Annotated in this window: 21 protein-coding genes; 3 read left to right on the forward strand and 18 right to left on the reverse strand. The window is 69.5% G+C overall.

All coding sequences use genetic code 11. The annotated features are described in order from the left end of the window. Positions 1 to 11: 11 nt before the first annotated feature. The 4 genes from AC1MFL_RS03450 to tdh all read right to left on the reverse strand — a co-directional run bounded on the left by AC1MFL_RS03450 (position 12) and on the right by tdh (position 4,740). Positions 12 to 1,229, reverse strand: a complete 1,218-nt coding sequence (locus AC1MFL_RS03450) for an amidohydrolase family protein (protein ID WP_479813472.1) — start codon at positions 1,227 to 1,229, stop codon at positions 12 to 14. Positions 1,230 to 1,240: 11 nt separating this feature from the next. Next, positions 1,241 to 2,353: an NAD(P)/FAD-dependent oxidoreductase gene (locus AC1MFL_RS03455; protein WP_479813473.1), complete on the reverse strand. Its 1,113-nt coding sequence runs from the start codon at positions 2,351 to 2,353 to the stop codon at positions 1,241 to 1,243. An 82-nt stretch (positions 2,354 to 2,435) separates the two neighbouring features. Further along, positions 2,436 to 3,644: a glycine C-acetyltransferase gene (locus AC1MFL_RS03460; RefSeq protein WP_479813474.1), complete on the reverse strand. Its 1,209-nt coding sequence runs from the start codon at positions 3,642 to 3,644 to the stop codon at positions 2,436 to 2,438. Between the two features lie 49 nt (positions 3,645 to 3,693). Beyond that, positions 3,694 to 4,740: an L-threonine 3-dehydrogenase gene (gene tdh, locus AC1MFL_RS03465; protein WP_479813475.1), complete on the reverse strand. Its 1,047-nt coding sequence runs from the start codon at positions 4,738 to 4,740 to the stop codon at positions 3,694 to 3,696. Between the two features lie 174 nt (positions 4,741 to 4,914). On the opposite strand from tdh, the gene AC1MFL_RS03470 reads away from it, so the two are divergent. Continuing rightward, a complete protein-coding gene (locus tag AC1MFL_RS03470; RefSeq protein WP_479813476.1) occupies positions 4,915 to 5,820 on the forward strand; it encodes a LysR family transcriptional regulator in 906 nt (301 codons plus the stop codon). Between the two features lie 64 nt (positions 5,821 to 5,884). On the opposite strand, the gene AC1MFL_RS03475 is transcribed toward AC1MFL_RS03470, so the two are convergent. From AC1MFL_RS03475 to AC1MFL_RS03495, 5 genes are all read right to left on the reverse strand, one after another. Beyond that, positions 5,885 to 6,541 (reverse strand): hypothetical protein, encoded by a 657-nt coding sequence (locus tag AC1MFL_RS03475; protein ID WP_479813477.1) that lies wholly within the window; start codon positions 6,539 to 6,541, stop codon positions 5,885 to 5,887. A 169-nt stretch (positions 6,542 to 6,710) separates the two neighbouring features. Then, on the reverse strand, positions 6,711 to 8,216 hold the full coding sequence (gatB, locus tag AC1MFL_RS03480) for an Asp-tRNA(Asn)/Glu-tRNA(Gln) amidotransferase subunit GatB (protein WP_479813478.1): 1,506 nt from the start codon (positions 8,214 to 8,216) through the stop codon (positions 6,711 to 6,713). Further along, positions 8,216 to 9,814: an Asp-tRNA(Asn)/Glu-tRNA(Gln) amidotransferase subunit GatA gene (gatA, locus tag AC1MFL_RS03485; RefSeq protein WP_479813479.1), complete on the reverse strand. Its 1,599-nt coding sequence runs from the start codon at positions 9,812 to 9,814 to the stop codon at positions 8,216 to 8,218. The genes gatB and gatA overlap by 1 nt, the downstream gene beginning before the upstream one ends. A 4-nt stretch (positions 9,815 to 9,818) precedes the next feature. Then, on the reverse strand, positions 9,819 to 10,115 hold the full coding sequence (gatC, locus tag AC1MFL_RS03490) for an Asp-tRNA(Asn)/Glu-tRNA(Gln) amidotransferase subunit GatC (protein WP_226761403.1): 297 nt from the start codon (positions 10,113 to 10,115) through the stop codon (positions 9,819 to 9,821). A 162-nt stretch (positions 10,116 to 10,277) separates the two neighbouring features. Then, positions 10,278 to 11,747 (reverse strand): CitMHS family transporter, encoded by a 1,470-nt coding sequence (locus tag AC1MFL_RS03495; protein ID WP_479813480.1) that lies wholly within the window; start codon positions 11,745 to 11,747, stop codon positions 10,278 to 10,280. Positions 11,748 to 11,906: 159 nt separating this feature from the next. Between AC1MFL_RS03495 and AC1MFL_RS03500 the strand changes: the two genes are divergently transcribed. Together AC1MFL_RS03500 and AC1MFL_RS03505 are read left to right on the forward strand one after the other, a co-directional pair. After that, complete coding sequence (locus AC1MFL_RS03500; RefSeq protein ID WP_479813481.1) at positions 11,907 to 13,667, forward strand: sensor histidine kinase; 1,761 nt, start codon at positions 11,907 to 11,909, stop codon at positions 13,665 to 13,667. Then, complete coding sequence (locus tag AC1MFL_RS03505) at positions 13,660 to 14,331, forward strand: response regulator (protein ID WP_479813482.1); 672 nt, start codon at positions 13,660 to 13,662, stop codon at positions 14,329 to 14,331. Before AC1MFL_RS03500 ends, AC1MFL_RS03505 begins: the two co-directional genes overlap by 8 nt. 93 nt (positions 14,332 to 14,424) lie before the next feature. Here the strand turns inward: AC1MFL_RS03505 and AC1MFL_RS03510 are convergent, their stop codons facing one another. The 9 genes from AC1MFL_RS03510 to AC1MFL_RS03550 all read right to left on the reverse strand — a co-directional run bounded on the left by AC1MFL_RS03510 (position 14,425) and on the right by AC1MFL_RS03550 (position 22,964). Next, a complete protein-coding gene (locus AC1MFL_RS03510) occupies positions 14,425 to 14,808 on the reverse strand; it encodes a RidA family protein (RefSeq protein ID WP_479813483.1) in 384 nt (127 codons plus the stop codon). Between the two features lie 102 nt (positions 14,809 to 14,910). After that, positions 14,911 to 15,432, reverse strand: coding sequence for a hypothetical protein (locus tag AC1MFL_RS03515; protein WP_479813484.1), 522 nt, complete (start codon positions 15,430 to 15,432; stop codon positions 14,911 to 14,913). A 63-nt stretch (positions 15,433 to 15,495) separates the two neighbouring features. Beyond that, positions 15,496 to 15,999 (reverse strand): GNAT family N-acetyltransferase, encoded by a 504-nt coding sequence (locus AC1MFL_RS03520; protein WP_479813485.1) that lies wholly within the window; start codon positions 15,997 to 15,999, stop codon positions 15,496 to 15,498. Between the two features lie 108 nt (positions 16,000 to 16,107). After that, a complete protein-coding gene (locus tag AC1MFL_RS03525) occupies positions 16,108 to 16,944 on the reverse strand; it encodes an inositol monophosphatase family protein (protein ID WP_479813486.1) in 837 nt (278 codons plus the stop codon). After that, the gene (gene ligA / locus AC1MFL_RS03530; RefSeq protein WP_479813487.1) at positions 16,941 to 19,244 is read right to left on the reverse strand and encodes an NAD-dependent DNA ligase LigA; all 2,304 of its coding nucleotides are present in this window, start codon (positions 19,242 to 19,244) and stop codon (positions 16,941 to 16,943) included. Before ligA ends, AC1MFL_RS03525 begins: the two co-directional genes overlap by 4 nt. Positions 19,245 to 19,433: 189 nt before the next feature. Continuing rightward, complete coding sequence (locus AC1MFL_RS03535) at positions 19,434 to 19,697, reverse strand: hypothetical protein (RefSeq protein WP_226761412.1); 264 nt, start codon at positions 19,695 to 19,697, stop codon at positions 19,434 to 19,436. Positions 19,698 to 19,867: 170 nt separating this feature from the next. Further along, positions 19,868 to 21,085, reverse strand: a complete 1,218-nt coding sequence (locus AC1MFL_RS03540) for an MFS transporter (RefSeq protein ID WP_479813488.1) — start codon at positions 21,083 to 21,085, stop codon at positions 19,868 to 19,870. A 2-nt stretch (positions 21,086 to 21,087) separates the two neighbouring features. Further along, entirely contained in the window at positions 21,088 to 21,510 is a 423-nt protein-coding gene (locus tag AC1MFL_RS03545; RefSeq protein ID WP_479813489.1) for an arsenate-mycothiol transferase ArsC, read from the reverse strand. Between the two features lie 68 nt (positions 21,511 to 21,578). After that, positions 21,579 to 22,964 carry an FAD-dependent oxidoreductase gene (locus tag AC1MFL_RS03550; RefSeq protein WP_479813490.1) on the reverse strand — a complete coding sequence of 462 codons (1,386 nt, stop codon included), beginning with the start codon at positions 22,962 to 22,964 and terminating at the stop codon, positions 21,579 to 21,581. Positions 22,965 to 22,968: the final 4 nt, after the last annotated feature.

The following is a 22,968-nucleotide window of genomic DNA, read 5'->3' on the forward strand; positions in this document are numbered from 1 at the left end:
GAAAGATAGGGTCAGCGGGCGCGGACGCCCGCCCGCCAGACGGCGTGGGTCAACGGAATCCCGGGCCGGTAGGCAAGGTGCGTGGCCGAGGGGGCGTTCAGCAGGTGCAGGTCCGCGCGGTGGCCGACGGCGATCGAGCCGACGGCGCGTTCGCCGTCGGCGTCCTTGCCGGACTCCCGGCCGAGGGCCAGCGCGCCGCCGTACGTCGCGGCACGCACGGCCTCGTGGACGCTGAGGCGCATCTGGAGCACGGCGGTGGTGACGCAGAACGCCATCGAGCTGGTGTAGGAGGTGCCGGGGTTGCAGTTGGAGGCCAGCGCGAGCTGCACGCCCGCGTCGAGCAGTTCCCGGCCCGGTGCCAGCGGCTGGCGGGTGGACAGGTCGCAGGCCGGCAGGCAGGTCGCCACCGTGCCGCGAGCAGTTCCTGTGTCGCCGTCACAGCCGTCCCAGCCGGACCAGCTGGCGGCGAGGGCGTCGACGTCGGCGGCGGACAGGTAGTTCACGTGGTCCACGCTGGCCGCGCCGAATTCCACTGCGAGCCGCACCCCGGGCCCAACGCCCAGCTGGTTGCCGTGCACGCGCAGCCCCAGTCCGGCGTCCCGGCAGGCCTGGAGCACGCGCCGGGACTGGGCCTCGTCGAAGGCGCCCCGCTCGCAGAAGACGTCGGCCCAGCGCACGAACGGCCGGACGGCGGAGAGCATGGGGCCGCAGACCAGCTCCGTGTACTCCTCGGCGTCCATCCCGGCCGGGACCAGGTGGGCGCCGAGGTAGGTGACCTCGTCCACCACGGTGGAGGCGATCCGGGCGCTGCGGGCCTCGTTTTCGACGTCCAGTCCGTAGCCGGTCTTGGTCTCAAGATAGGTGGTGCCCTGCGAGACGGCCTCGGCCACCCGGCCCATGGCGAGCCGGGTGAGGTCGAAATCGCTGGTGCTCCGGGTGGCGCCGGTGGTCACGGCGATCCCGCCGGCACTGTAGCTCTCCCCCGCCATCCGGGCCTCGAACTCGGCCGTCCGGTCCCCGGCGAAGATGAGGTGGGTGTGGGAATCGACCCAGCCGGGCAGCAGGGCCCTGCCGCCGGCGTCGATTGACTCGTCGGCGGCCGGCGCGTCCGCCGCGGGCCCGAGCCAGGCGATCCGTTCGCCCTCGAGAAGCACGGCCGCGTTCTTCAGGATGCGGTGTTCGGTGTCCTGGGTCATCAGCTCGGCGATGTTGGTTATCAGGGTGCTCATGGGTCCATTCTTCAGCGCCGGATGGACCAGCGCGTCGCCGCCAGCGCCTCCGCTGTCCGGGATGCCGGACCGGCGGCCGCAGCCGCCGCGGTTCCGTGGCCGGCAAGGATGAGCCCGGCGGCGAGTTCGGCGATCCCGGAGGAGGTCTGGAAGCCGTAGCCGCCCTGTCCGGCGAGCCAGAAGAATCCGGGGGCCTCGGCGTCGAACCCCACCACCGGCACTCCGTCGGCCGCTTCCGTCCGCAGGCCGGTCCAGGCCTGGCGGACGCCGCGGATGCCGAGGGCGGTGAGGTTGTTGAGCCGAATGATGAGTGCCTCGATGTCCCCGGGGTGCGGCTGCGCGTCCTCGGGCCCGCTCGGCTCGTGTTCCGAGGGCGAGATCAGGACCTGGCCGCCGTCGCGCCGGAAGTAGAACGAGTCGTCGGCGGCGGCGACCATGGGGCTGCTTTCCGGGAGGGGGTGCTCGACGTCGACAATCGCCGCGGTGCGCCGGTAGGGCTGCAGCTGGACCTTCTCGACGCCGCTGAGCACGGCAAGTTCGTCGGCCCAGGCGCCGGCGGCGTTGACCACGACGGCGGCCTGGAAGCCTTCCTGCCCGGCGCCCAGTTCCCAGCCGGAGCCGAGGCGCTGGGCCGAGTGGACCCTCGCGCCGGTGATGATGTCCACACCGCCGGCTTCCGCGATCCGGCGGTGCTCCTCGAGCAGCAGGGGCGCGTTGCAGGCGAAGGAGCCGGTGTCCAGCCCGGCGGCGGAGAAGGAGTCCGGGAGCAGGGCCGGGCAGAGTTCCAGTGCCTCGGCGTGCGTGATCGGACGCATGTGGCCGCTGGCCTGCTCCCGCACGGCGGCGTCGTCCCCGATCAGCATGAAGCTGCGCGGTGAGAGTACCGGTTCCGGCCGGTTGGCGTCCTGGGCGGCGATAAGTTCGAGGGTCCGGAGCGTGAGCTCCTGGACCGCGGGAGGCCCGTAGCTGGGGATCAGCTGCCGGGCCGAGCGCGCCGAGGTGTGGTAGGCCAGCGTCTGCTCGGCTTCCACCAGCGCGACGCTGCATTTCCCGGCAAGGGCTGAGGCAAGGGACAGGCCGGCGATACCGCCGCCGACAATCACGACATCGTAATTAGCTGACATGGTCCCATCCTTGCAGACGGAACGGTTGCGGCGCCGTTTGTGGCGCCGCAACCTTGGATCTGCCCGGCCGGTAAAGCTCCGCTCAGCCGGCGACGGCGGCGCGGCTGCGCACGAAGGCCTGCACGCACGCCTCGACATCTTCGGCGCTGTGCGCGGCGGAGAGCTGCACGCGGATCCGGGCCGCGCCCTTGGGCACCACGGGGTAGCTGAACGCGGTGACGAAGACGCCGTTGTGCAGCATCGCATCCGCCACCTTGGCGGCCATCACGGCGTCGCCGAACATGACCGGGACGATCGCGTGCTCGCCCGGGAGCAGCTCGAAGCCTTCCTCGGACATCCGGCTTCGGAACAGCCCGGCGTTGGCGAACAGCTTGCTGCGCAGTTCGCCGGAGTTCTCCACGAGGTCCAGGGCCGTGAGCGTCGCCGCCACGATGGCCGGGGCCAGCGAGTTGGAGAAGAGGTACGGGCGGGCCTTCTGGCGGAGCATGGCGACCACTTCGCGGCGGCCGGAGACGTAGCCGCCGGAGGCACCGCCCAGCGCCTTGCCGAAGGTGCCGGTGTAGATGTCCACCCGGTCCGAGACGCCGGCGTGCTCCGGGGTGCCGGCACCGCTGGCGCCCATAAAGCCGACGGCGTGGGAGTCGTCCACCATGACCATGGCGTCGTACTTTTCCGCGAGGTCGCAGATCGCTTCCAGCGGGGCGAGGAAGCCGTCCATCGAGAAGACCCCGTCCGTGACGATGATCTTGCGGCGGGCCGGATTCTCCTGCGTGGTGGCCTCGATCAGCTTCGATTCGAGGTCCGCCATGTCCTGGTTGGCGTAGCGGAAGCGCTGGGCCTTGCAGAGCCGGATGCCGTCGATGATCGAGGCGTGGTTCAGCGCGTCGGAGATGACGGCGTCTTCGGGGCCGAAGAGCGACTCGAACACGCCGCCGTTGGCGTCGAAGCAGCTGGAGAACAGGATGGTGTCCTCGGTGCCGAGGAACTTCGAGACGCGTTCCTCGAGGGCCAGGTGCAGGTCCTGGGTGCCGCAGATGAACCGGACGCTGGCCATGCCGAAACCGCGGGCGTCCATGGCTGCCTTGGCGGCGGCGATGATCTCCGGGTGGTCCGCAAGGCCCAGGTAGTTGTTGGCGCAGAAGTTCAGCACGTCGGCGCTGGACTCGCCGATCTGCCCGGCCTTGATGTGGCTGGCCTGGGGCGAGTCGATGTGCCGCTCGGTCTTGAACAGGCCGGCGCTGCGGATCTCGTCCAGTTCGTGCTGCAGCTGGTCCTTGATGGCTGAATACATGGGTTGTGCTCCTCAGCTGGTGGGGTCGGTGGGCCGAATCGGTGGCGGGTTAGAAGCAGGTCCAGTCGAGGACGACCTTGCCGCCCACGCCGGCGCGGGCGATCTCGAAGCCCTTTTCCCAGTCGGTGGCGGGGAGGGTGTCCGTCACGACGGCGGAGATGTTGGCGCGCAGGACCGGGTTGGAGGACAGCATGGCGCTCATGGCGTACCAGGTCTCGAACATTTCGCGGCCGTAGATGCCCTTCATGGTCAGCATATGCGTGACCACTTTGCCCCAGTCGATGTCGATGGACTGGCTGGGCAGTCCCAGCATCGCGATCCGGCCGCCGTGGTTCATGTTGTCGATCATCTCAGGCAGGGCCGTGGGGTGTCCCGACATTTCCATCCCGATGTCGAACCCCTCGCGCATGCCCAGTTCGCGCTGGGCGTCCTTGACTCGCATCTTCGAGACGTCGATCGCGAGGTCCACGCCGAGGGTGCGGGCCAGTTCCAGCCGCGGGGCGGAGATGTCCGTGATGGCGATCTTGCGGGCGCCGGCGTGGCGGGCGACGGCGATGGCCATCAGCCCGATGGGCCCGGCCCCGGTGATCAGCACGTCCTCACCGACGAGGGGGAAGCTGAGCGCGGTGTGGACCGCGTTGCCGAAGGGGTCGAAGATGGCGCCTAGTTCCGGCGTGACCGAGGGGTCCTGGTGCACCCAGACGTTGGTCTCGGGGATCACGACGAACTCGGCGAAGGCTCCGTCGCGCTGGACGCCGACGCTGACGGTGTTGATGCACATCTGCTTGCGGCCGGCACGGCAGTTGCGGCAGATGCCGCAGACGATGTGGCCTTCGCCGGAGACGCGGTCCCCGACCAACACGTCCAGGACATCCTCGCCGGTCTCGACGACTTCGCCGTAGAACTCGTGGCCGGCAATCAGGGGGGCGTTGATGATGCTCTGCGCCCAGGCGTCCCACGACTGGATGTGCAGGTCGGTGCCGCAGATGCCGGTGGTCATGACACGGATCTTCACGTCGCCGGGGCCGGTCTCCGGTTCGGGGCGGTCGAGAAGTTCAAATCCTGCGTGGGCGCCGGCTTTGTACAGAGCCTTCATGGGCGTTCCTAACTGTTTTCTGCTTAGTACACGTTTTGATCCGCTGCCGTCGGGCAGCTTGTGTGGGACTTGTGTGGGACAACTCACCCCCATTAGAGCCGCTGCAACGCATTAGCACAACCGGACTTTTCTCAATCGACGATTTAGATTTTGCTTGCGCATATACTGGGCGGCATGGAAATCCACCAGCTGGAGATGCTCCGCGAACTCGGGGCGCTCGGGAGCGTCAAGGCCGTCGCCGAAACCCTGCTCGTCACGCCCTCGGCGGTCTCGCAGCAGCTGGCGGCCCTGCAGAAATCCGTGGAGGTGCCGCTGACCCGCAAGGAGGGCCGGAACCTGGTCCTGACCGAGGCCGGGCAGGTGCTCGCGGATGCCGGGGCCGCCGTCGTCAGCGCCATGGCGGACGCCCGGACGGCGATCGGCGCGTACCACGGCTCCCCGGTGGCGCCGGTGACCCTCAGCGGTTTCCACAGTGCGGGGCAAGCGCTGTTCGCCCCGCTCGCCCGGCTGCTGGCCGGGCCGGGGCAGCCGCGGATCCTGCTCTCCGACGAGGACGTGGCCCAGCAGGACTTCCCGGCGCTGACGGCCCGGTATGACCTGGTGCTGGCGCACCGGATGGACCACAGCCCGCGCTGGCCGCAGGAGCGCGTCGCGGTGATTCCGCTCGCGCACGAGCCGCTGGATGTCGCACTGCCGGCCGGGCACCGGCTGGCCGGCCAGCGGTCGGTATCGGCGGACGACGTCGTCGGCGAACCCTGGGTCACCAGCCACGCCGGCTACTCCCCCGCGGATGTCCTGTCCGCCGTCGCGGCCGTCTCCAGCCGGGAACTGAACATCGTCCACCGGATCAACGATTACTCCACGGTGGCGGCGCTGGTGGCGACGGGCGGCGTGATCGGGCTGCTGCCCCGGTACACGGCACGGCCGGTGCTGAACCCGGGCATTGTGCTGCGGCCGCTGGAGGGGATCAGTACCCGGCGCCGGATCGACGTCCTGGCCCGGCCGGAGAACCTGAAGCGCAAATCGGTCATGATGGTCTGCGATGCGCTGCAGACCATCATGACCGGGCTGGTCACCTGACCGGCCCCGGGGTGTGTCCCGCGATCGTGCAGACGATCAACGGCCCGACTCCCGGGAGGCAGCCCTACGGGGCCTGGCCCGCGGCCTGGTCTTTCCAGTGCCCGTTTCCGGGGTGCTTGCCCACCCCGTTGCCCAGTCCGTTGCCCAGTCCCCTGCCCACTCCGTTGCCCGGCCCCGGAACGCCCGGGGCTCCGGCAACAATGTGCGTTGCAGTGATGCCGGACCCGTCCTTGACGCCTGTGATCCGCACCTGTTCGCCGGTCGTGAGGTCCGCTGCGGTGGCTGCGGCGGGCTTGAGCCGCTTGCCCGCGCTGTCCTTCTGAATCGTGCCGTCTGCGGCAGGAGGTGGCAGTTTCGTGATTTTTGTTCCGGCGTTGAGGGCGTAGGTCTGGCTGAAGCCGTCCTCGCTCTTGACGGTGATCGACGCACTGCTGACGGCCTCGACGGCCCCCTGCTGTGTCAGCCGGGTCTCGAATCCGCCGTCGTCTTTTTTGACCACGCTTTCGCCATGCAGTGGCACGGCACGTTTTTTCTGCTGGGCCTGCCCTTCGGCGGGCGGACTACCGGGTGGCGCGGCCGCCGAAGTCGTGGGGCTGGCCAGCGGGGTTGCTGACGGTGCGGCGCCGGCCCAGACTGCCGCCGCCCCGGCCCCGCTGAGGGCGACGGCGATTCCGCCCGCCAATACGACTCTTCGCCATCCGTTGCGCTGTGGAACCGCCATTGGTCCGCCCTTCCCCCTGCCCCGGCCTGTCACCGGAACCTTGGGCACCAGCATAGGGCCGGAACGGCCGGCTGAACATCTCCGGCGTTAACCCAAGCAGCTCGCAGTTGTGGACGTTTTGAGAGCTCAAAACGTCCACAACTGCGAGCCAGTTGGGCAGGACGGGGTGTCAGCCTTCGACGCCGAGGCGCTCCAGGATCAGCTCCTTGACGCGGCCGGCGTCGGCCTGGCCCCGGGTGGCCTTCATAACGCTGCCCACGATCGCACCGATCGCCTGGAGCTTGCCGCCGCGGATCTTGTCCGCGACACCGGGCTGCGCGGCGAGGGCCGCGTCGATGGCTTCGAGCAGCGGCCCGTCGTCGGAAACCACGGCGAGGCCGCGCTTCGCCACGATTTCCGCCGGGGTGCCTTCGCCGGCGAGCACGCCGTCGAGGACCTCGGTGGCCATCTTGTTGTTGATCTTGCCGTCCTCGACCATTTTGTTCAGTTCCACGATGGTGGCCGGTGCGACGCCGAGCTGGCCGGGGTCGACGTCGGCGTTCTTGGCCCGGCCGACGATCTCGCCCATCCACCACTTGCGCGCCACCGTCGCGGTGGCGCCGGCGGCGATGGTTTCCTCGATCTCATCCATCACACCGGCGTTGACGACGTCGCGGAACTCCAGGTCGGAGTAGCCCCAGTCGGCCTTCAGCCGCTTGCGGCGGGCGGCGGGCGGCTCGGGCAGCGTGGCCCGGAGCTCCTCAACCCACTCGCGCGATGCCACGATCGGCACCAGGTCCGGCTCCGGGAAGTAGCGGTAGTCGTCGGCGTCGGACTTGGGCCGGCCCGAGGTCGTGGTGCGGGTGTCCTCGTGCCAGTGGCGGGTTTCCTGGACGATCGGCTCGCCGGAGTCCAGCACGGCGGCGTGCCGCTGGATCTCGTAGCGGACGGCGTGTTCGACGGCGCGCAGCGAGTTGACGTTCTTGGTCTCGGAGCGGATGCCGAAGCGTTCCCGGCCGTGCGGGCGGAGCGAGACGTTGGCGTCGCAGCGCACGTTGCCGCGTTCCATCTTCGCGTCCGAGACGCCGAGGTTCTTGACGATTTCCCGGACCGCGGCGACGTAGGCCTTGGCGAGCTCGGGGGCACGGCTGCCCGCGCCCTCGATCGGCTTGGTGACGATCTCGACGAGCGGCACACCGGAGCGGTTGTAGTCCACAAGGGAGTAGTCCGCGCCCTGGATGCGGCCGGTGGCACCGCCCATGTGGGTCAGCTTGCCGGCGTCCTCCTCCATGTGCGCGCGCTCGATTTCGACGCGGAAGATCGTGCCGTCGGAGAGCTCGATGTCCAGGTAGCCGTCGTACGCGATGGGCTCGTCGTACTGGGAGGTCTGGAAGTTCTTCGGGGTGTCCGGGTAGAAGTAGTTCTTCCGGGCGAAGCGGCAGGTCTCGGCGATCTTGCAGTTGAGCGCCAGGCCGATCTTGATCGAGGACTCGATCGCGGTCTTGTTCACCACGGGCAGCACGCCGGGCATGCCGAGGTCCACCTCGTTGACGTTGGTGTTGGGCTCGTCGCCAAAGACGTTCGGGGCGGAGGAGAACATCTTGGACTTGGTGTTGAGCTCGACGTGGACTTCGAAGCCCAGTACGGGATCGTACTTCTCCATCGCCTCTTCGAAGCTGAGGGTTGCGTCAGACATTAGTGGGAACCTCCGTGGCTCGAAGCGGCAGCGTCAGTAAGGGCGGAGCCCGTCAGTGAAGGGTCCGTCAGGGAGGGGTCCGTCAGGGAGGGAGCACGGTCCAGCAGCGGGCCGCCCCACTGCGCCTCGAGCAGGGACTCCAACACGGCACCGACGCGGTACAGCCGGGCGTCCTGGCGGGCCGGAGCCAGCAGCTGGACGCCGACCGGCAGCCCGTCCTCATCGGCCAGGCCGCCGGGCAGCGAGAGCCCGGGAACGCCGGCCATGTTGGCGGGGATGGTGGCGACGTCGTTGAGGTACATCGCCAGCGGGTCGTTGAGCTTCTCGCCGAGCTTGAACGCCGTGGTGGGCGCCGTCGGGGAGATCAGCACGTCGGCCTTCGCGAACGCGGCGTCGAAGTCGCGCTGGATCAGGGTGCGCACCTTCTGGGCCGAGCCGTAGTAGGCATCGTAATAGCCGGCGCTCAGCGCGTACGTGCCCAGGATGATGCGGCGCTTGACCTCGTCGCCGAAGCCGGCGGCGCGGGTGGCACCCATGACGCGCTCGATCGTCATCGGGCCGTCCTCGGGCAGGACCCGCAGGCCGTACCGGACGCCGTCGAACTTGGCGAGGTTGGAGGACGCCTCGGAGGGCATGATCAGGTAGTAGGCGCCCAGGGCGTACTTGAAGTTGGGGCAGGAGACCTCGACGATTTCGGCACCGGCGCCCCTGAGCAGCTCGAGGGATTCGTTGAAGCGGTTCTCGACGCCGGCCTGGTAGCCCTCGCCGTGGAGCTCCTTGATGATGCCGATCTTCATGCCCGCCACGTTGCCGATCGAGGCGGCTGCGACGAGGTCCTCCAGCGGGTCCTGCAGCGACGTGGAGTCGCGCGGGTCGTGGCCGCCGATGACCTGGTGCAGCAGGGCGGAGTCCAGCACAGTGCGCGAGACCGGGCCGATCTGGTCCAGCGAGGAGGCCATCGCGATCGCGCCGTAACGGGAGACCCCGCCGTAGGTGGGCTTGACGCCGACGGTGCCGGTGACGGCGCCGGGCTGGCGGATCGAGCCGCCGGTGTCGGTGCCGAGGGCAAGCGGGGCCTCGAAGGCCGCGACGGCGGCCGCGGAGCCGCCGCCGGAGCCGCCGGGGATCCGGTCCAGGTCCCAGGGGTTGTGGGTGGGGCCGTACGCGGAGTGCTCGGTGGAGGAGCCCATCGCGAATTCGTCCAGGTTGGTTTTGCCCAGGATCGGCATTTTCGCGGCGCGCAGGCGCTCGACCACGGTGGCGTCGTAGGGGCTGTGCCAGCCTTCGAGGATCTTCGAGCCGGCGGTTGTGGGCTGGCCGATCGTGACGATCAGGTCCTTGACGGCGATCGGCACACCGGCCAGGGCGTGGAGTTCCCCGGCTGCGGCGCCGCCGGCGGCGCGGATGGCGTCCACCTCGGCGGCTACGGCGAGCGCCTCGTCCGTGTTGACGTGCAGGAAGGCGTGGACCTTGCCGTCGACGGCGGCGATGCGGTCCAGGTGCGCCTGGGTGACCTCGACGGCGGAGACCTCGCGGGCGGCCAGCTTGCCGGCGAGCGCTGCGGCGGAGGAGCGGATCAGTTCGTTGTTTTCAGTCATGTTCTTAGCCCTCATCCAGGATTGCCGGGACCTTGAAGCGGCCTTCGTACGCGTCGGGGGCGCCGGAAAGTGCCTGCTCGGCGGTGAAAGTGTGGCCCACAACGTCCTCGCGGAACACGTTCGTCAGCGGGATGGGGTGGGACGTGGCCGGGACGTCATCACCGGCGGCTTCACTGACGGATTTCACTGAATCGACGATGACGGCGAGTTCGCCGGCCATCCTGTCCAGCTCTTCAGCACTCATCTCGATGTGCGCGAGATGCGCGAGATGCGCGACGTCGTCGCGGTTGATCGCAGCCATGGATCTCCCCTGCAAGTAAAGGATTATTTTCCGTCCCAGTCTACGTGGGTTGGGCTGCTGTTACTGTCCGCCCCCGCCCCAAACAACGCGGGGTCACCTACGGCCCATCCGGAGGGCCGGAATGGGCGGTAAGTGACCCCGCGTTGCTGGTGGTGGTGGGGGTTAGCCGATGCCGATGGCTCCGGTGAGGACGCCGACGGCGAGCATGACCAGGGAGATGACGGCGGTGCGCCAGAGGACCTTCTTGTGGTGGTCGCCCAGTTCCACCTTGGCGAGCGAGACCAGGAGCAGGATCGCCGGGACCAGCGGGCTCTGCAGGTGGAACGGCTGGCCGGTGATCGAGGCGCGGGCCATGTCCGCGGCGCTGACGCCGTAGTGTGCCGCGGTCTCGCTGAGGACCGGCAGGGCGCCGAAGTAGAAAGCGTCGTTGCTCATGAAGAACGTCATCGGGATGCTCAGCACGCCGGTGATGATCGCCATGAACGGGCCCATGTCGGCGGGGATGATCGCCACGAGCCACTCGGACATGGCCTTGACCATGCCGGTGCCGTTCAGGACCCCGGTCAGGACTGCCGCGGCCATGACCATGCTGACGACGGCAACGATCGACGGTGCGTGGGCGATCAGCTGGGCGCTCTGTTCCTTGACCTTCGGGAAGTTGACCAGCAGGGCGATGGCGGAGCCGACCATAAAGACGTACGGGAGCGGAATGACGTTGGCGACGAGCGTCACCATGACTGCCACCGTCAGGCCGAGGTTGAACCAGAACAGCCTGGGACGCAGTGTCTTGCGGTTGGGGTCCAGTGCGGTGTCCGCCATGGCGGAATCGCGGTCGTCCACGAGGTCCTCGGTGCGTTCCAGGACCGCCACGGAGGAACCGCCTGCTGAGGGGCTTCCGGCGGCGGGGGTTCCCCCGGCAGGGCTGGAGGGCTTGCGGCCGAAACCGAAGCGGCCGGAGCTGCCCAGGGGCGAGCCGCCGTCGAACGCGTTGGCGGTATCCCAGATTTCCGGGGCGACGGCGCGGAGCCGGTTGCGTTCCTGCAGGCCCAGGAGCCACGCGAAGACGAAGACCACAACAAGGCCGGCAATGAGCGAGGGGATCATCGGAACGAAGACATCGTTGACGTCGAGCTTCAGTGCGGTTGCGGCACGGGCGGTGGGGCCGCCCCACGGCAGGATGTTCATGGTGCCGTTGGCGAGGCCCGCCACACAGGTCAGCACGACGGGGCTCATCCTGAGGCGCAGATAGACCGGCAGCATGGCCGCGGTGGTGAGGATGAAGGTGGTGGAGCCGTCGCCGTCGAGAGACACTGCCGCTGCGAGGATGGCCGTGCCCAGGACCACCTTGGCGGGGTCGTTGCCGAGCTTGCGCAGGATGAACCGGACCAGCGGGTCAAAGAGCCCGACGTCGATCATCAGGCCGAAGTAGATGATCGCGAACATCAGCAGGGCTGCGGTGGACGTCATGGACTTCATCGAGTCCATGACCATGGGGCCGATGCCGAGGCCTGCGCCGGCGAAAAGTCCGAAAACGGTGGGGACGATGATGAGCGCCAGGACTGGCGTCAGCTTCTTCGTCATGATCAGCACCATGAATACCGCGATCATGGCGAATCCTAGTAATACCAGCACGGCCGGCTCCTTCTTCAGTGAATCGCACCACCCCGGTGTGATGCGTACAACAGACGTTAGAGTGGCGTCCGTCACGGCTGGGCCTTTGCCTCATTTGATTGGCATACTGCTTATTGGACGCATTTTGCGCATTTTGCTCACCCGCTTGGAAGGACCGCCGTGCCACGCTTGACCCGCCGGGCTCCCCTGCGCTTCTCCACCCAGACATTGCTGCTCCAGCTGGGGGTCGTGGCGCTGGTGGTGCTCCTGACCAGCGCCGTCCACGTCTGGCTCACCTGGGAGCGGCTGGGCCGCGAGGCGGAGAACCAGGCGCTGACGCTGGCCCGGACCGTGGCCTCGGACCCGCAGGTGCGGGCGGAGGTCCAGCAGATCAGCGCCCAGCCCGGCACTCCCCCGGCCGCCGAACTGCTCGGCGGGCCGCTGATGGCCGCCGCCGAGGGTGCCCGCACCCGCACCGGCGCCCTGTTCGTGGTGATCACCGACGAAACCGGCTTGCGCCTCGCGCACCCCGATGCCGAGCGGCTCGGCGAACGGGTCAGCACTGACCCGTCCGAGGCACTGGCCGGCAAGGAAGTCACCACCCGGAACACCGGCACCCTCGGCCCCTCCGCCGGGGCCAAGGTTCCGGTGTTCGCCCCGGCCTCGGGCACCGTGGTGGGCGAGGTCAGCGTGGGCTACTCCACCGAAACCATCGGCCAGAGCCTGGCCCGGGACATCGTCCCGATCGCCCTGACCGCCGCCGGGGCACTGCTCGTCGGCGTTCTGGCCTCCTTCCTGCTCCGGCGCCGGCTCCAGCGGCTGACGCTGGGGCTGGAACCGGAGGAAATCAGCACCCTGGTCCACGACCAGGTGGCGGTCCTGCAGGGCGTCGACGACGGCGTGATCGGCGTCGCCGCGGACGGCCGGATCAGCGTCTTCAACGCCGCCGCCCGGCGCCTGCTGGGACAGCCCGACCTCACCGGGACCCCGTGGGCCGATGCCCCGGTTCCGGCCCAGCTGCTCGCCCTGACCCGGGCCGACGCCGCCGAAGGTGACGCCGTGGAATTCGTCGCCGGCGGCCGGGTGCTGGTGGCCAGCGCCCGCAAGGCCCTGCACGGCCGCGAGGACCTGGGCTGGGTGGTCATGCTCCGGGACCGGACCGACCTCCAGCACCTGACCCGCCAGCTCGACGCCGTGGGCACCATGTCCACGGCGCTCCGGGCCCAGCGGCACGAATTCGCCAACCAGCTGCACACCATTGCCGGCTTCATGAGCATCGGCCAGCACCAGCAGGCCCGCGAGTACCTGGCCCGGCTGGCCGCCACCGGGCCGCTGAAGTTCCCCGTGGACCAGGCGGAGCTGCTCCAGGACCCGTACCTGCAGGCCTTCCTCGGCGCCAAGGGCGTGGAGGCGGACGAACGCGGCGTGAGCCTGCGGCTCGGCCCGGAAACCCTGGTCCGGGGCCAGGTCACCGAACCGCAGGAAGTCACCACGGTCCTGGGCAACCTGATCGACAATGCCGTGAACGCCGCCGTCGCGGGCTCGGCGCCGGACCGCTGGGTCGAGGTGGAGGTGCTCGACGGACCCGGCACCGGGCCGGGCGGCGGCACGCTGCACATCGTCGTCGGCGACTCCGGCGACGGCCTCCCGGCCGCTGCTGCGGACGGCGCCGGCATGGACGCCGAGGCCGGCGCCGATGCGGTGTTCGCGGAAGGATTCACGACCTCGGAACGCCCGGCCCGGGCGGGCGCAGGCCAGGGCCTGGGCCTCGCGCTGGCCCGGCAGCTGGCGCGCCGCCGCGGCGGGGACGTGCGGGTGCTGGACCCCGGCTCCCCCGGCGGTCCCGGCGCGGTGTTCATGGCAACCCTGCCGGGGACGACGGCGCCCCATGCGACAGCGCTCAATGAGACGGCGCCCAACGAAAGGGACAACGATGTCTGAGGACTTCAGGGTGTTGATTGTCGATGATGATTTCCATGTCGCCAAGCTGCATGCGGCCTATGTGGACTCAGTGGCCGGGTTCCTGGCCCTGCCTCCGGCCGGATCGGCGTCGCAGGCCCTGCAGGCCATCCACAGCCTGCGCCCGGACCTGGTGCTGCTGGACGTCTACCTGCCGGATGCCTCCGGACTGGACCTGCTGCGCCAGCTGGACGTGGACACGATGATCCTCAGCGCCGCCTCGGACACGGCCTCGCTCCGGCTCGCGTTCCGGCGCGGCGCGCTGGGCTACCTCCTGAAGCCGTTCACGGCAGAATCGCTGTCCCAGCTGCTGCGCTCCTACGTGCGCTACCGGCGGATCCTGGCCCAGCCGGGGAACGTCAGCCAGGACACGGTGGAACGGGCCAAGCGCGCCCTGATCCCGGGGGATGTCATTGCCTCGGCCAGGCCCCGGTCCGCTACCGAGGCCGCCGTGCTGGAATCGCTGGTACCGGGCGAACAGTATTCGGCGGCCGAAGTCGCCACCCGCGTCGGCGTTTCCCGGGCCACCGCCCAGCGGTACCTGTCGGCGCTCGCCGACGACGGCGCCGTCGACATCCAGCTGCGCTACGGCACCACCGGCCGGCCCGAGCACCGCTACGGGCTGCCGCCGGCCGCCACCGGCTGATCCCGCCCCACCGAAGCCAACGCGGGGTCACCTACGGCCCGTCCGGAGCCCCGGGATGGGCCGTAGGTGACCCCGCGTTGCGGTGGGTTGCGGCTAGCTGGTGCTCTTGTGGGCCACGAGTTCGATTTCGACCAGCATCTTGGGGTCCAGGAACGGCAGGACGTGGACCAGGGCCAGGCTGGGGCGGATCTCGCCGAAGACTTCGCCGTGGGCGCGCCCGGCTTCCTCCCACTGGCTGATGTCCGTCAGGTACAGCTTGGACTGCACGACGTCGGCGTAGTCGAAGCCGGCGTCGGCCAGGACGGTGCCGAGCTTGTCGAGGATGAAGCGGGTCTGGGTGTAGAAGTCCTCGCCGACCACGCCGTTCTCGCCGCTGGCGGCGGTGGCGGAGATGTAGAGGGTGTTGTCCACCTGGACCGCCCGGGAGTAACCGACCTTCTGTTCCCAGACGGAACCGGTGCCGAATGTCTTGCGCATGGAGGTGCCTTTCGCAGTGTGGGGTGGAGTCGGGACCACTTTAGGGCGGCGGAAGGCGCCTCCGGTAAACCGCCGGAAATGTGTCGGACCGGAGCGGCATGGTCAGCTGCTGATGTCCCGGTTCGTCCGGAAGGCGTTGCGGCGGGCGTGCTCGTGGACGCGGGTCAGGGCCTCGATCTGGGACCGGGCCTCGTCGCCGAGGGCGGTGAAGGTGGCCGGGTTGAGCCCGAGCTCCGGGGCCAGCTCTTCCAGGGTCTGCCAGCCGCCGAGCTTGCCCAGGACCGCGGCACGCATCAGCTCGGCCTCCAGCACCATGGTCATCGGCGACCGGCGGACGATGCGCCCGTTCAGCTTGAGCCGGCCGGCGTGCTCGGCCAGCCAGGCGGCGGCCTGGCGGTGCGGGCGCTGGCGCAGGCCGAGGTCGTGGATCAGGCCGCGGAGCATGTCCCGTTCCCGGGTGATTTCGGCGCTGACCCTGGCGAGGTCGGCGGACACCGGGGTGTCTGCGAAGGCCTCGGCCATGCGCTGGATGCGGGAGACGCCGGCGGTGGAGCCGGTGAGGTGGTCCGAGAGGTACAGACCGAGGAGTTTACCGTCGATAGAGCCGGGGATGTGCGGTGCCATGGTTCCTCCAGGGTGCCTGTGGCTGAGCGTTGAGGTTGACCCACACCCTACCCGACGGCGGCTTTACAGCTCCTGGCGGTAAACCAGCAGCTTGATGTCGGTGTCCGGCACCACCCAGTCGCGCTCGGGGGCCCGCTGGAAGCCGGTCTTCAGGTAGAGTCCGTGGGCGCTTTCCCAGGTCAGGCCGGTGGTCAGCGCCACGGCCTGGATCCCGGGCAGCGACCGGGCATGGTCGAGGATGGCGTGCACCATGGCCTTGCCCGCGCCACTGCGCTGGACGGCCGGGTCCACCACGAGCATCCGGAATTCCAGCTCATCGCTCCGGGCGATGTCCGCGTAGGGTTCGCCGGCGACGGCCAGGGTCACGGAGCCGACGATGCGGCCCGCACGTTCCGCCACCCAGATGGTGGCCTTCGCGGCCCGCCGGGCCACGTCCTGGATCTGCCGCATGTAGGGGTGGTCGGCGCTCTCGAAGTAGCCGGCGGCCAGGTAGGCCTCCCGGGTGATACGCGCAATCGCGTCGTAGTCGGCCGGAACTGCGGGGCGGATGATGATCTGGGGATGCACCCATCCATGCTACGGGCGGGTACGCGTGACGGACCGCGGAACGGCGGTTTCCGTGACTGAACTATCAGGACGGGCCCGCCCGTACAGATCGGCCCGCACCGGCCGGTGCTAGAGCGGGAACCTGCCCGAGAGCTCCAGGGTCCCGGCGCAGGTCCAGGCCGAGAGACGTTCGTCGTCGGAGGGGCCGCCGGCCAGCGGGCTGGTCAGCCGCGGCCGGCGCACCCAGCAGCCGGCCTCTTCCGCGATCAGCGCGCCCGCGGCGAAGTCGTGCTCATTCAGGCCGCGTTCACCGTAGGCGTCGTGGGTGCCGTCCGCCACGAGGCAGAGGTCCAGGGCGGCGGAGCCGAGGCGGCGGACGTCGGCGAAGCCGTCCATGATGCCGCCCAGTCCGGCGGCCTGTTCCGCCCGGACGGCCGGGTCGTAGCTGAACCCTGTGGCCAGGATCTGCCCGGTGCGCCCCGGGACGGGTCCGGACAGCGACGTCAGCCGGCCCGCTTCCTCAAGCCAGGCGCCCTGCCCGCGGAGCGCGTAGTACCTCCGGCCCAGGGCCGGTGCGTTGACGACGCCGGCCAGCCAGACGCCGTCGGGGTCCGCCACAGCCACGGACGTGCCGTAGTAGACGATGTTGCGGATGAAGTTGGTGGTCCCGTCGAGCGGGTCGATGGACCAGCGGTAGCCGCTGGGCGCGGCCGGAAGGACAGTGCCGCCCTCCTCACCGGTGATGGTGTCGAAGGGCCTCGCCGCGGTGATAACGTCCCGGACGGCGGTTTCGGCTGCGAGGTCGAAGGCTGTGACCCAGTCCCCGGAGTCGCCCTTGTTGCTGACGTCGAGCTCTGCCGCGTTCCGGCCGGCCAGGACCGCAGCCCCGGCTGCTGCCGCCCGCTGGGCGAGTTCCAGCAGCGCGGCGGGGAGACCGGCGGTGCGGTCAAGGGCATTGGCGCTCATTCGGTCACAACTTCCTGGTGGTCTTCTTCGGCTTCCTCACGGGCGCCGTCGCCGGCATCGTCCCGGTCCCCGCCGTCACTTGATTCCGCGGCCGAGTCAGCGGAACCGCCCGCGGAACCGCCCGCCGGGCCGTCGGCCAGCAGTGCGCGGAAGCCGTCCTCATCCAGCACCGGCACGCCCAGCTGTTCGGCCTTGTCCAGCTTGGTTCCCGCGTTCTCGCCGGCCACAACGTAGTCCGTCTTCTTCGAGACCGAGCCGGCCGCCTTGCCGCCGCGGAGCAGGATCGCTTCCTTCGCCTCGTCCCGGCTGAAGCCCTCCAGGCTGCCGGTCACCACGATCGAAAGTCCCTCCAGGGTCCGCGGCATGGACTCGTCACGTTCGTCCTCCATCCGGACGCCGTCCGCAGCCCAGGTGTCCACGATCTCGCGGTGCCAGTCCTCGGCGAACCATTCGGTCAGTGCGGCGGCGATCACCGGCCCGACGCCGTCGACGTGGGCGAGCTCCTCCTCGGAGGCCTGGCGGATGGCGTCCATGCTGCCGAACGCCGTGGCGAGCGCACGGGAGGCCCGCGGACCGACGTGCCGGATGGACAGCGCCACCAGGACGCGCCAGAGCGGCTGGGTTTTGGCCTTCTCCAGCTCCCGGAAGAGCTTCTCCGTGGTGGCCGTCGGTTTGGACGGCGTCTTGGCGGTGCCCTTGCTGTAGAAGTACCGCACCAGCTCGAACTCGCCGGTAGCGACCCCCTTGGACCGCTTTTCCCGCCGGATGCGGACGTCGGCGAGGTCAGCGGGTGTCAGCCGGAACAGGTTCGCCTCGGTGGTCAGCGGCGGGGTCTCCGGCTCGGCGGGCTGGGTCAGGGCGATCGCGGCCTCCCAGCCCAGGGCCTCGATGTCGAAGGCGCCGCGGCCGGCGAGGTGGAACACCCGCTCGCGCAGCTGCGCGGGGCAGGAGCGGGAGTTGGGGCAGCGGATGTCCACGTCCCCCTCCTTGGCCGGCGCCAGCGGGGTGCCGCAGGCGGGGCATTCGGTGGGCATCACAAAGTCCCGGACCGGCGGATCCTGCTGCTCGCGCAGCGCCAGGACCGGCCCGACGATTTCCGGGATGACGTCCCCAGCCTTGCGCAGCACCACGATGTCGCCGATTTTGACGCCCTTGGCCTTGACCACCTCCTGGTTGTGCAGGGTGGCCATCTCCACGGTAGAGCCCGCGACCTTGACGGGTTCCATCACGCCATACGGGGTGACGCGGCCGGTGCGGCCGACATTGACCGCGATGTCCAGCAGCTTGGTGTGGACTTCCTCCGGCGGGTATTTGTAGGCGACGGCCCAGCGCGGAACCCGGGAGGTGTAGCCGAGGGCCCGCTGGGTGGCGAAGTCGTCGACCTTGACTACAATTCCGTCGATTTCGTGACTGAGGCTGTGGCGCTTGTCGCCGTAGCGGGTGATGAATTCCAGCACGTCCTGGAGCCCGGGCAGGACCTCGAAGTAGGGGCTGGTGGGCAGCCCCCACTCGGCGAGCTGCCGGTAGGTGTCCGACTGGCTGGTGGTTTTCAGTCCCTCCCGGGCGCCGATGCCGTGCACGTACATCCGCAGCGGGCGTTTGGCGGTTTCCGCCGGGTCCTTCTGGCGCAGCGAGCCGGCGGCGGCGTTGCGGGGGTTGGCGAGCGGCGCCTTGCCGGCCTCGATCAGGGCCTCGTTGAATTCAGCAAAGGCCTTGGACGGGATGAAGACCTCGCCGCGGACCTCCATCTCGGCCGGGAAACCGCTGCCGCTGAGCTGCTGCGGGATCTCCTTGATGGTGAGGACATTGTGGGTGATGTCCTCCCCCGTGGTGCCGTCGCCGCGGGTGGCGGCCCGGACCAGCACGCCGTCGCGGTAGAACAGGTTGACGGCGAGGCCGTCGATCTTGAGTTCGGTGAGCCAGGCCGGCGTCCCGTTGCCGAGCTTGGCGATGTTGGCCTCGGCCCTGGCAATCCAGGCTTCCAGCTCCTCGAGGGAAAAGACGTCCTCCAGGCTGTACATGCGCTGCAGATGTTCGACGGCGGCAAAGGCGGCGGACACTTCGCCGCCCACCTCCTGGGTCGGGGAATCGTTGGCCACGAGTTCCGGATGCATGGCCTCGATCGTTTCCAGCCGCCGGTAGAGTTCGTCGAACTCGGCGTCCGAAATGATCGGCGCGTCCTCCTGGTAGTACGCGAAGCGGTGCTTGCGGACCTCCTCGACGAGGTCCTCGTACTCTTCGCGCACGGCCTCGGAGGGGGTTCGTGTTTCGGCGTCTGCTGCAGTGTTCCCTGTGCTCACAGACCTATCCTGCCTTAGATCGCCGACATTGTCCGGCCAGGATTACCCGGTGCCGTGCCACCCCCGGACCCGGGCCGCACCAGCGGCCGGGACGGGCCGTGGCCGCTGCAGCGCCGTGTATCGACGGGTGCTGCAACGGCCACAGCTACCCCGGAGCTGCGTCCGGTCCGTGTGCTGTCGATCCTGGGCCTAGCGGGAAGCGCTTTCCTGCTCGGTGGCGTTGCGGCTGGCGTGCTTGCCGGCCTCCTGCAGCGCCTGGGACACCTTCGCCAGCGCGGCGACGTGCTGGCCGTTCCACTCGCTGCGGAACTTGTCCGCGTCCGGGCCCTTCCAGTCGGTGCCCTCCAGCACCTTGGTCAGCAGCGACTTCTGCTTGTCGATCTCCGACGAACCCGCCTGCAGCTTCGTCCCAAGAGTCTTGAGCTGAGCAATGTCTGCGCCCCAAATAGCCATTCGAAAATCTCCTCAAATAAAGTGAACGGACCCGGGCCCTGCCGGCGTCCCCCAAAGGCCCCCGGCTGTTCCCGGAAGTCCATTGCCTCGAACCTACCCTGCCCGCCGAAAAAGTGTCGATGGGCACCCCTCCCCATCCCGCGCCATGCAAAGGACATCCCTGAGGTCCGTCATCTGGTCGGGGGCGGCCGGTTCTCCCGCAGGCTGAGGGCAGCGGCGAGAAGGGCGGCCGTAGCGGCCGCTGCCGCCATGGCGTACACCATGGCGGTGTAGGTGCCCAGCCAGGCTGCGATGGCGGGGCCGGCTGCCGGGGCGATGGCGGTAACAGCTGTCAGCGGGGCCGCGAAGATGCCTTGCAGCGCGCCCAGGTTCTGGCTTCCCCAGCGGTCTCCAACGACCGTGGCCTGCAGCAGGGTCTGGCACCCGCGGACCGCACCGGCGAGCATTCCGGCCGCGACCAGGACCGGGACCGGGCCGGGCACCACCGCCAGCAGAAGGACGGCGCAGGCTGCTGTTCCGGCGATGGCCGGCAGCCGGGCGCCGGGCGGGATGGCGCCGAACAGCAGACGACCGCCGACCTGTCCGGCGCCCACGAGGCCGAGCCCGAGCGCAGCCGTGGTGTAGTCGGCTCCCTTTTCCATCAGCACGGGAATGATGTTCAGCGTCACGGTGTAGAGCCCAAGGCAGAGCAGGACCATGAGCGCCTGCAGGCCGAGGAATTCCGGGCTGCGCCGGACCGCCCGCACCATCACCCGGTGGTCTGTCGCGGGAGCGCCGGGAGCGGCCGGGGCCCAGTTCCGGTTCAGGTACCGGGCGTGCAGCGGAACGGTGATGATCCCCATCATCCCGGCGAGGACGATGAAGGCACCCCTCCAGCCGATCCCCGACGTCAGGGCAGCAGTGGCGGGAGCGAAGATGGTGGATGCGAACCCGGCGACGAGGGTCAGGACGGTCAGGGGCCGGATGCGGGCGGGTCCGTACCAGCGGCTGATCACCGTGAAAGCCGGCTGGTACAGCACGGCGGCCTGCGCGGTGCCGGCCAGAAGCCACGCCGCAAAGAACACCGGCAGGTTCGGTGCCGTCGCCACCAGGACCAGGGCCAGCACTCCGACGAGGGATCCGCCGATCATCAGCGTGCGCGGCCCGGTCCTGTCGAGGATCCTGCCGACGAGGATGCCGGCCGCTGCGGAGACCAGCAGCCCGGCGGAAAAGGCTCCCGTCACGAGGGCCGGATCCCAGCCGGTGTCCTCGCTGATGGGGCGGACCGCCGCGATCAGGGCGTAGTAGAGCACGCCCCACCCGGTGGTCTGGGTGATGCACAGCGCGGCGAGGCCGCCGCGCGGTGCACCCTCCGCAGCGAGGATCCGGGTGGGCGCGGGCGCGGGCATGGTCAGTTCCCGGTCAGCTCCGCATACAGCGTCTGGACCCGGGCCTTGATGTCGTCCCGGACCAGGCGCATGCGTTCCATGCCTTCGATGCCGCGCTCGGAGGGCTCGTCCGTATCCCAGACCTCGAGCCGCTTGCCCTCAGTGGCTATGACTCTTGCCTCGTTGCCCAGGACGATCACGACGTCGACCACCTTCAGTATTGCGTCGGTGACGGGTTTGGGGTGTTCGCCGGCGATGTCGATGCCGAGTTCTGCCAGCGAGTCCACGGACTGGGGGTTCAGCGACGTGCCGGGTTTGGTCCCGGCGGAGTGCACCGTGACGGTCCCATTCGCGAGCTGGTTCATCAGTCCGGCGGCGAGCTGGGACTTCCCGCCGTTCTTGCTGCAGACGAACAGGACGCTGGGCTTTTTCGTGGTCTGGGTCATGCGTGTGATTCTGCCTTGTCTGCGTCGGGGTTGGTGGGCAGTGATGCCTGCGCTGAGGGAAATGGAGCTCAGTTTTCGCCGGAGCGGCCGTGGGCCAGGCCGGTGGGAAATCCGACGAGGACCGGTTCGGGTGCTCCGCAGCAGCCGCCGGAGGTGTCGGCGGCGAGCCCTGCCGGTACAGCCGCGGGGGCGCCGCAGCTGCTGCCGACGTCGGAGGAGCAGACGCCGGTCTCGGGAAGCTCGAGCTGGACGGTGTCGGCCGCCTCCTGGTCCCCGGCCAGCGCCGCGGCGACGGAGCGGACTTGCTCGTAGCCGGTGGCGAGCAGGAAGGTCGGGGCCCGGCCGTAGGACTTCATGCCGACGATGTAGAAATCCTGCTCCGGGTGGGCCAGCATCCTGGCCCCGTGGGGCTCGACGGTGCCGCAGGAGTGGAATTCGGGGTCGATCAGCGGGCCGAGCTCACGCGGGGCTTCCACGGCCGGGTCCAGGTCCAGCCGGAGTTCCCGGAGGATGTCCAGGTCGGGGCGGAAGCCGGTGGCCGGGACCACGACGTCGGCCTCGAGGGTGCGGCCGTCGGTGGAGGCCAGGGTGACAGGTCCGTCGGCCGCGGCGAGGGCGGCGATCCCGAATCCGGTGTGCAGATCGATGGTCCCGTTCTCAACCAGTGCGCGGAGCCGGCTGCCCAGCTGGCCGCGCGCGGCCAGCTCATCGGCTGCGCCTCCCCCGTAGACCTTGGCGGCGGAGGCGCCGCGGATCGCCCAGACGATCTTCGTCCCGGGCACCTGGGCTGCAAGCTCGGCGAGGTTGATCAGGGTGTTGGCGGCCGAGTGGCCGGCGCCGACCACAAGCGCGGTGCGGCCCCCGAACGTCCCGCGGTCCCGGCCCAGGACGTCCGGCAGCGGTGCGGAAATCCTGTCAGCTGCGGCGATTTCGCCAACGGCGGGCAGGCCTGAGGTGCCGAGCGGGTTGCGGGTTGACCAGGTGCCGGAGGCGTCGATGACACCGGCGGCCTGGTACTCGCGGACCCTGCCGTCGGCGTGTTCGACCCGGACCACAAAGGGTGTGGTGTCGCGGTTTCGGCTGTGGGTTTTATCCATGCCCTGCCGGGTCACTGCCACGACGCGGGCGCCGGTGTGCAGGCGGGACGCGATCGCCGGGAGCGCGGCGAGCGCGGTGAGGTAGCCGTCGATTAGTTCGCCGCCGGTGGGCAGCGCCGCCGGCTCAGGTGATTCCCAGCCCGTGGCGCCGAGCAGGCGGACGGCGGCTGCGTCCGTGTTGTACCGCCACGGGGAGAACAGGCGGATGTGGCGCCACTGTTCGATGGCGGCGCCCGCCGTCGGGCCGGCCTCGAGGATGAGCGGCTCCAGGCCGCGCTCCAGCAGGTGCGCTGCGGCGGCGAGGCCGACGGGGCCGGCCCCGATAACAACGACGGGAAGGGTGGTGGTTACGGCCATGGTG

Source organism: Arthrobacter sp. BG3 (genome assembly GCF_056680185.1).

Coding starts and splice junctions, on each gene's coding strand:
- AC1MFL_RS03545 (WP_479813489.1), bottom strand. CDS start 21,510: ATGACCCAGACCACGAAAAAGCCCAGCGTCCTGTTCGTCTGCAGCAAG.
- AC1MFL_RS03475 (WP_479813477.1), bottom strand. CDS start 6,541: ATGGCGGTTCCACAGCGCAACGGATGGCGAAGAGTCGTATTGGCGGGC.
- AC1MFL_RS03525 (WP_479813486.1), bottom strand. CDS start 16,944: ATGAGCGCCAATGCCCTTGACCGCACCGCCGGTCTCCCCGCCGCGCTG.
- AC1MFL_RS03505 (WP_479813482.1), top strand. CDS start 13,660: ATGTCTGAGGACTTCAGGGTGTTGATTGTCGATGATGATTTCCATGTC.
- gatA (WP_479813479.1), bottom strand. CDS start 9,814: ATGACTGAAAACAACGAACTGATCCGCTCCTCCGCCGCAGCGCTCGCC.
- AC1MFL_RS03450 (WP_479813472.1), bottom strand. CDS start 1,229: ATGAGCACCCTGATAACCAACATCGCCGAGCTGATGACCCAGGACACC.
- AC1MFL_RS03535 (WP_226761412.1), bottom strand. CDS start 19,697: ATGGCTATTTGGGGCGCAGACATTGCTCAGCTCAAGACTCTTGGGACG.
- AC1MFL_RS03550 (WP_479813490.1), bottom strand. CDS start 22,964: ATGGCCGTAACCACCACCCTTCCCGTCGTTGTTATCGGGGCCGGCCCC.
- AC1MFL_RS03460 (WP_479813474.1), bottom strand. CDS start 3,644: ATGTATTCAGCCATCAAGGACCAGCTGCAGCACGAACTGGACGAGATC.
- AC1MFL_RS03540 (WP_479813488.1), bottom strand. CDS start 21,085: ATGCCCGCGCCCGCGCCCACCCGGATCCTCGCTGCGGAGGGTGCACCG.
- gatC (WP_226761403.1), bottom strand. CDS start 10,115: ATGGCTGCGATCAACCGCGACGACGTCGCGCATCTCGCGCATCTCGCG.
- AC1MFL_RS03455 (WP_479813473.1), bottom strand. CDS start 2,353: ATGTCAGCTAATTACGATGTCGTGATTGTCGGCGGCGGTATCGCCGGC.
- AC1MFL_RS03515 (WP_479813484.1), bottom strand. CDS start 15,432: ATGGCACCGCACATCCCCGGCTCTATCGACGGTAAACTCCTCGGTCTG.
- tdh (WP_479813475.1), bottom strand. CDS start 4,740: ATGAAGGCTCTGTACAAAGCCGGCGCCCACGCAGGATTTGAACTTCTC.
- AC1MFL_RS03470 (WP_479813476.1), top strand. CDS start 4,915: ATGGAAATCCACCAGCTGGAGATGCTCCGCGAACTCGGGGCGCTCGGG.
- AC1MFL_RS03510 (WP_479813483.1), bottom strand. CDS start 14,808: ATGCGCAAGACATTCGGCACCGGTTCCGTCTGGGAACAGAAGGTCGGT.
- gatB (WP_479813478.1), bottom strand. CDS start 8,216: ATGTCTGACGCAACCCTCAGCTTCGAAGAGGCGATGGAGAAGTACGAT.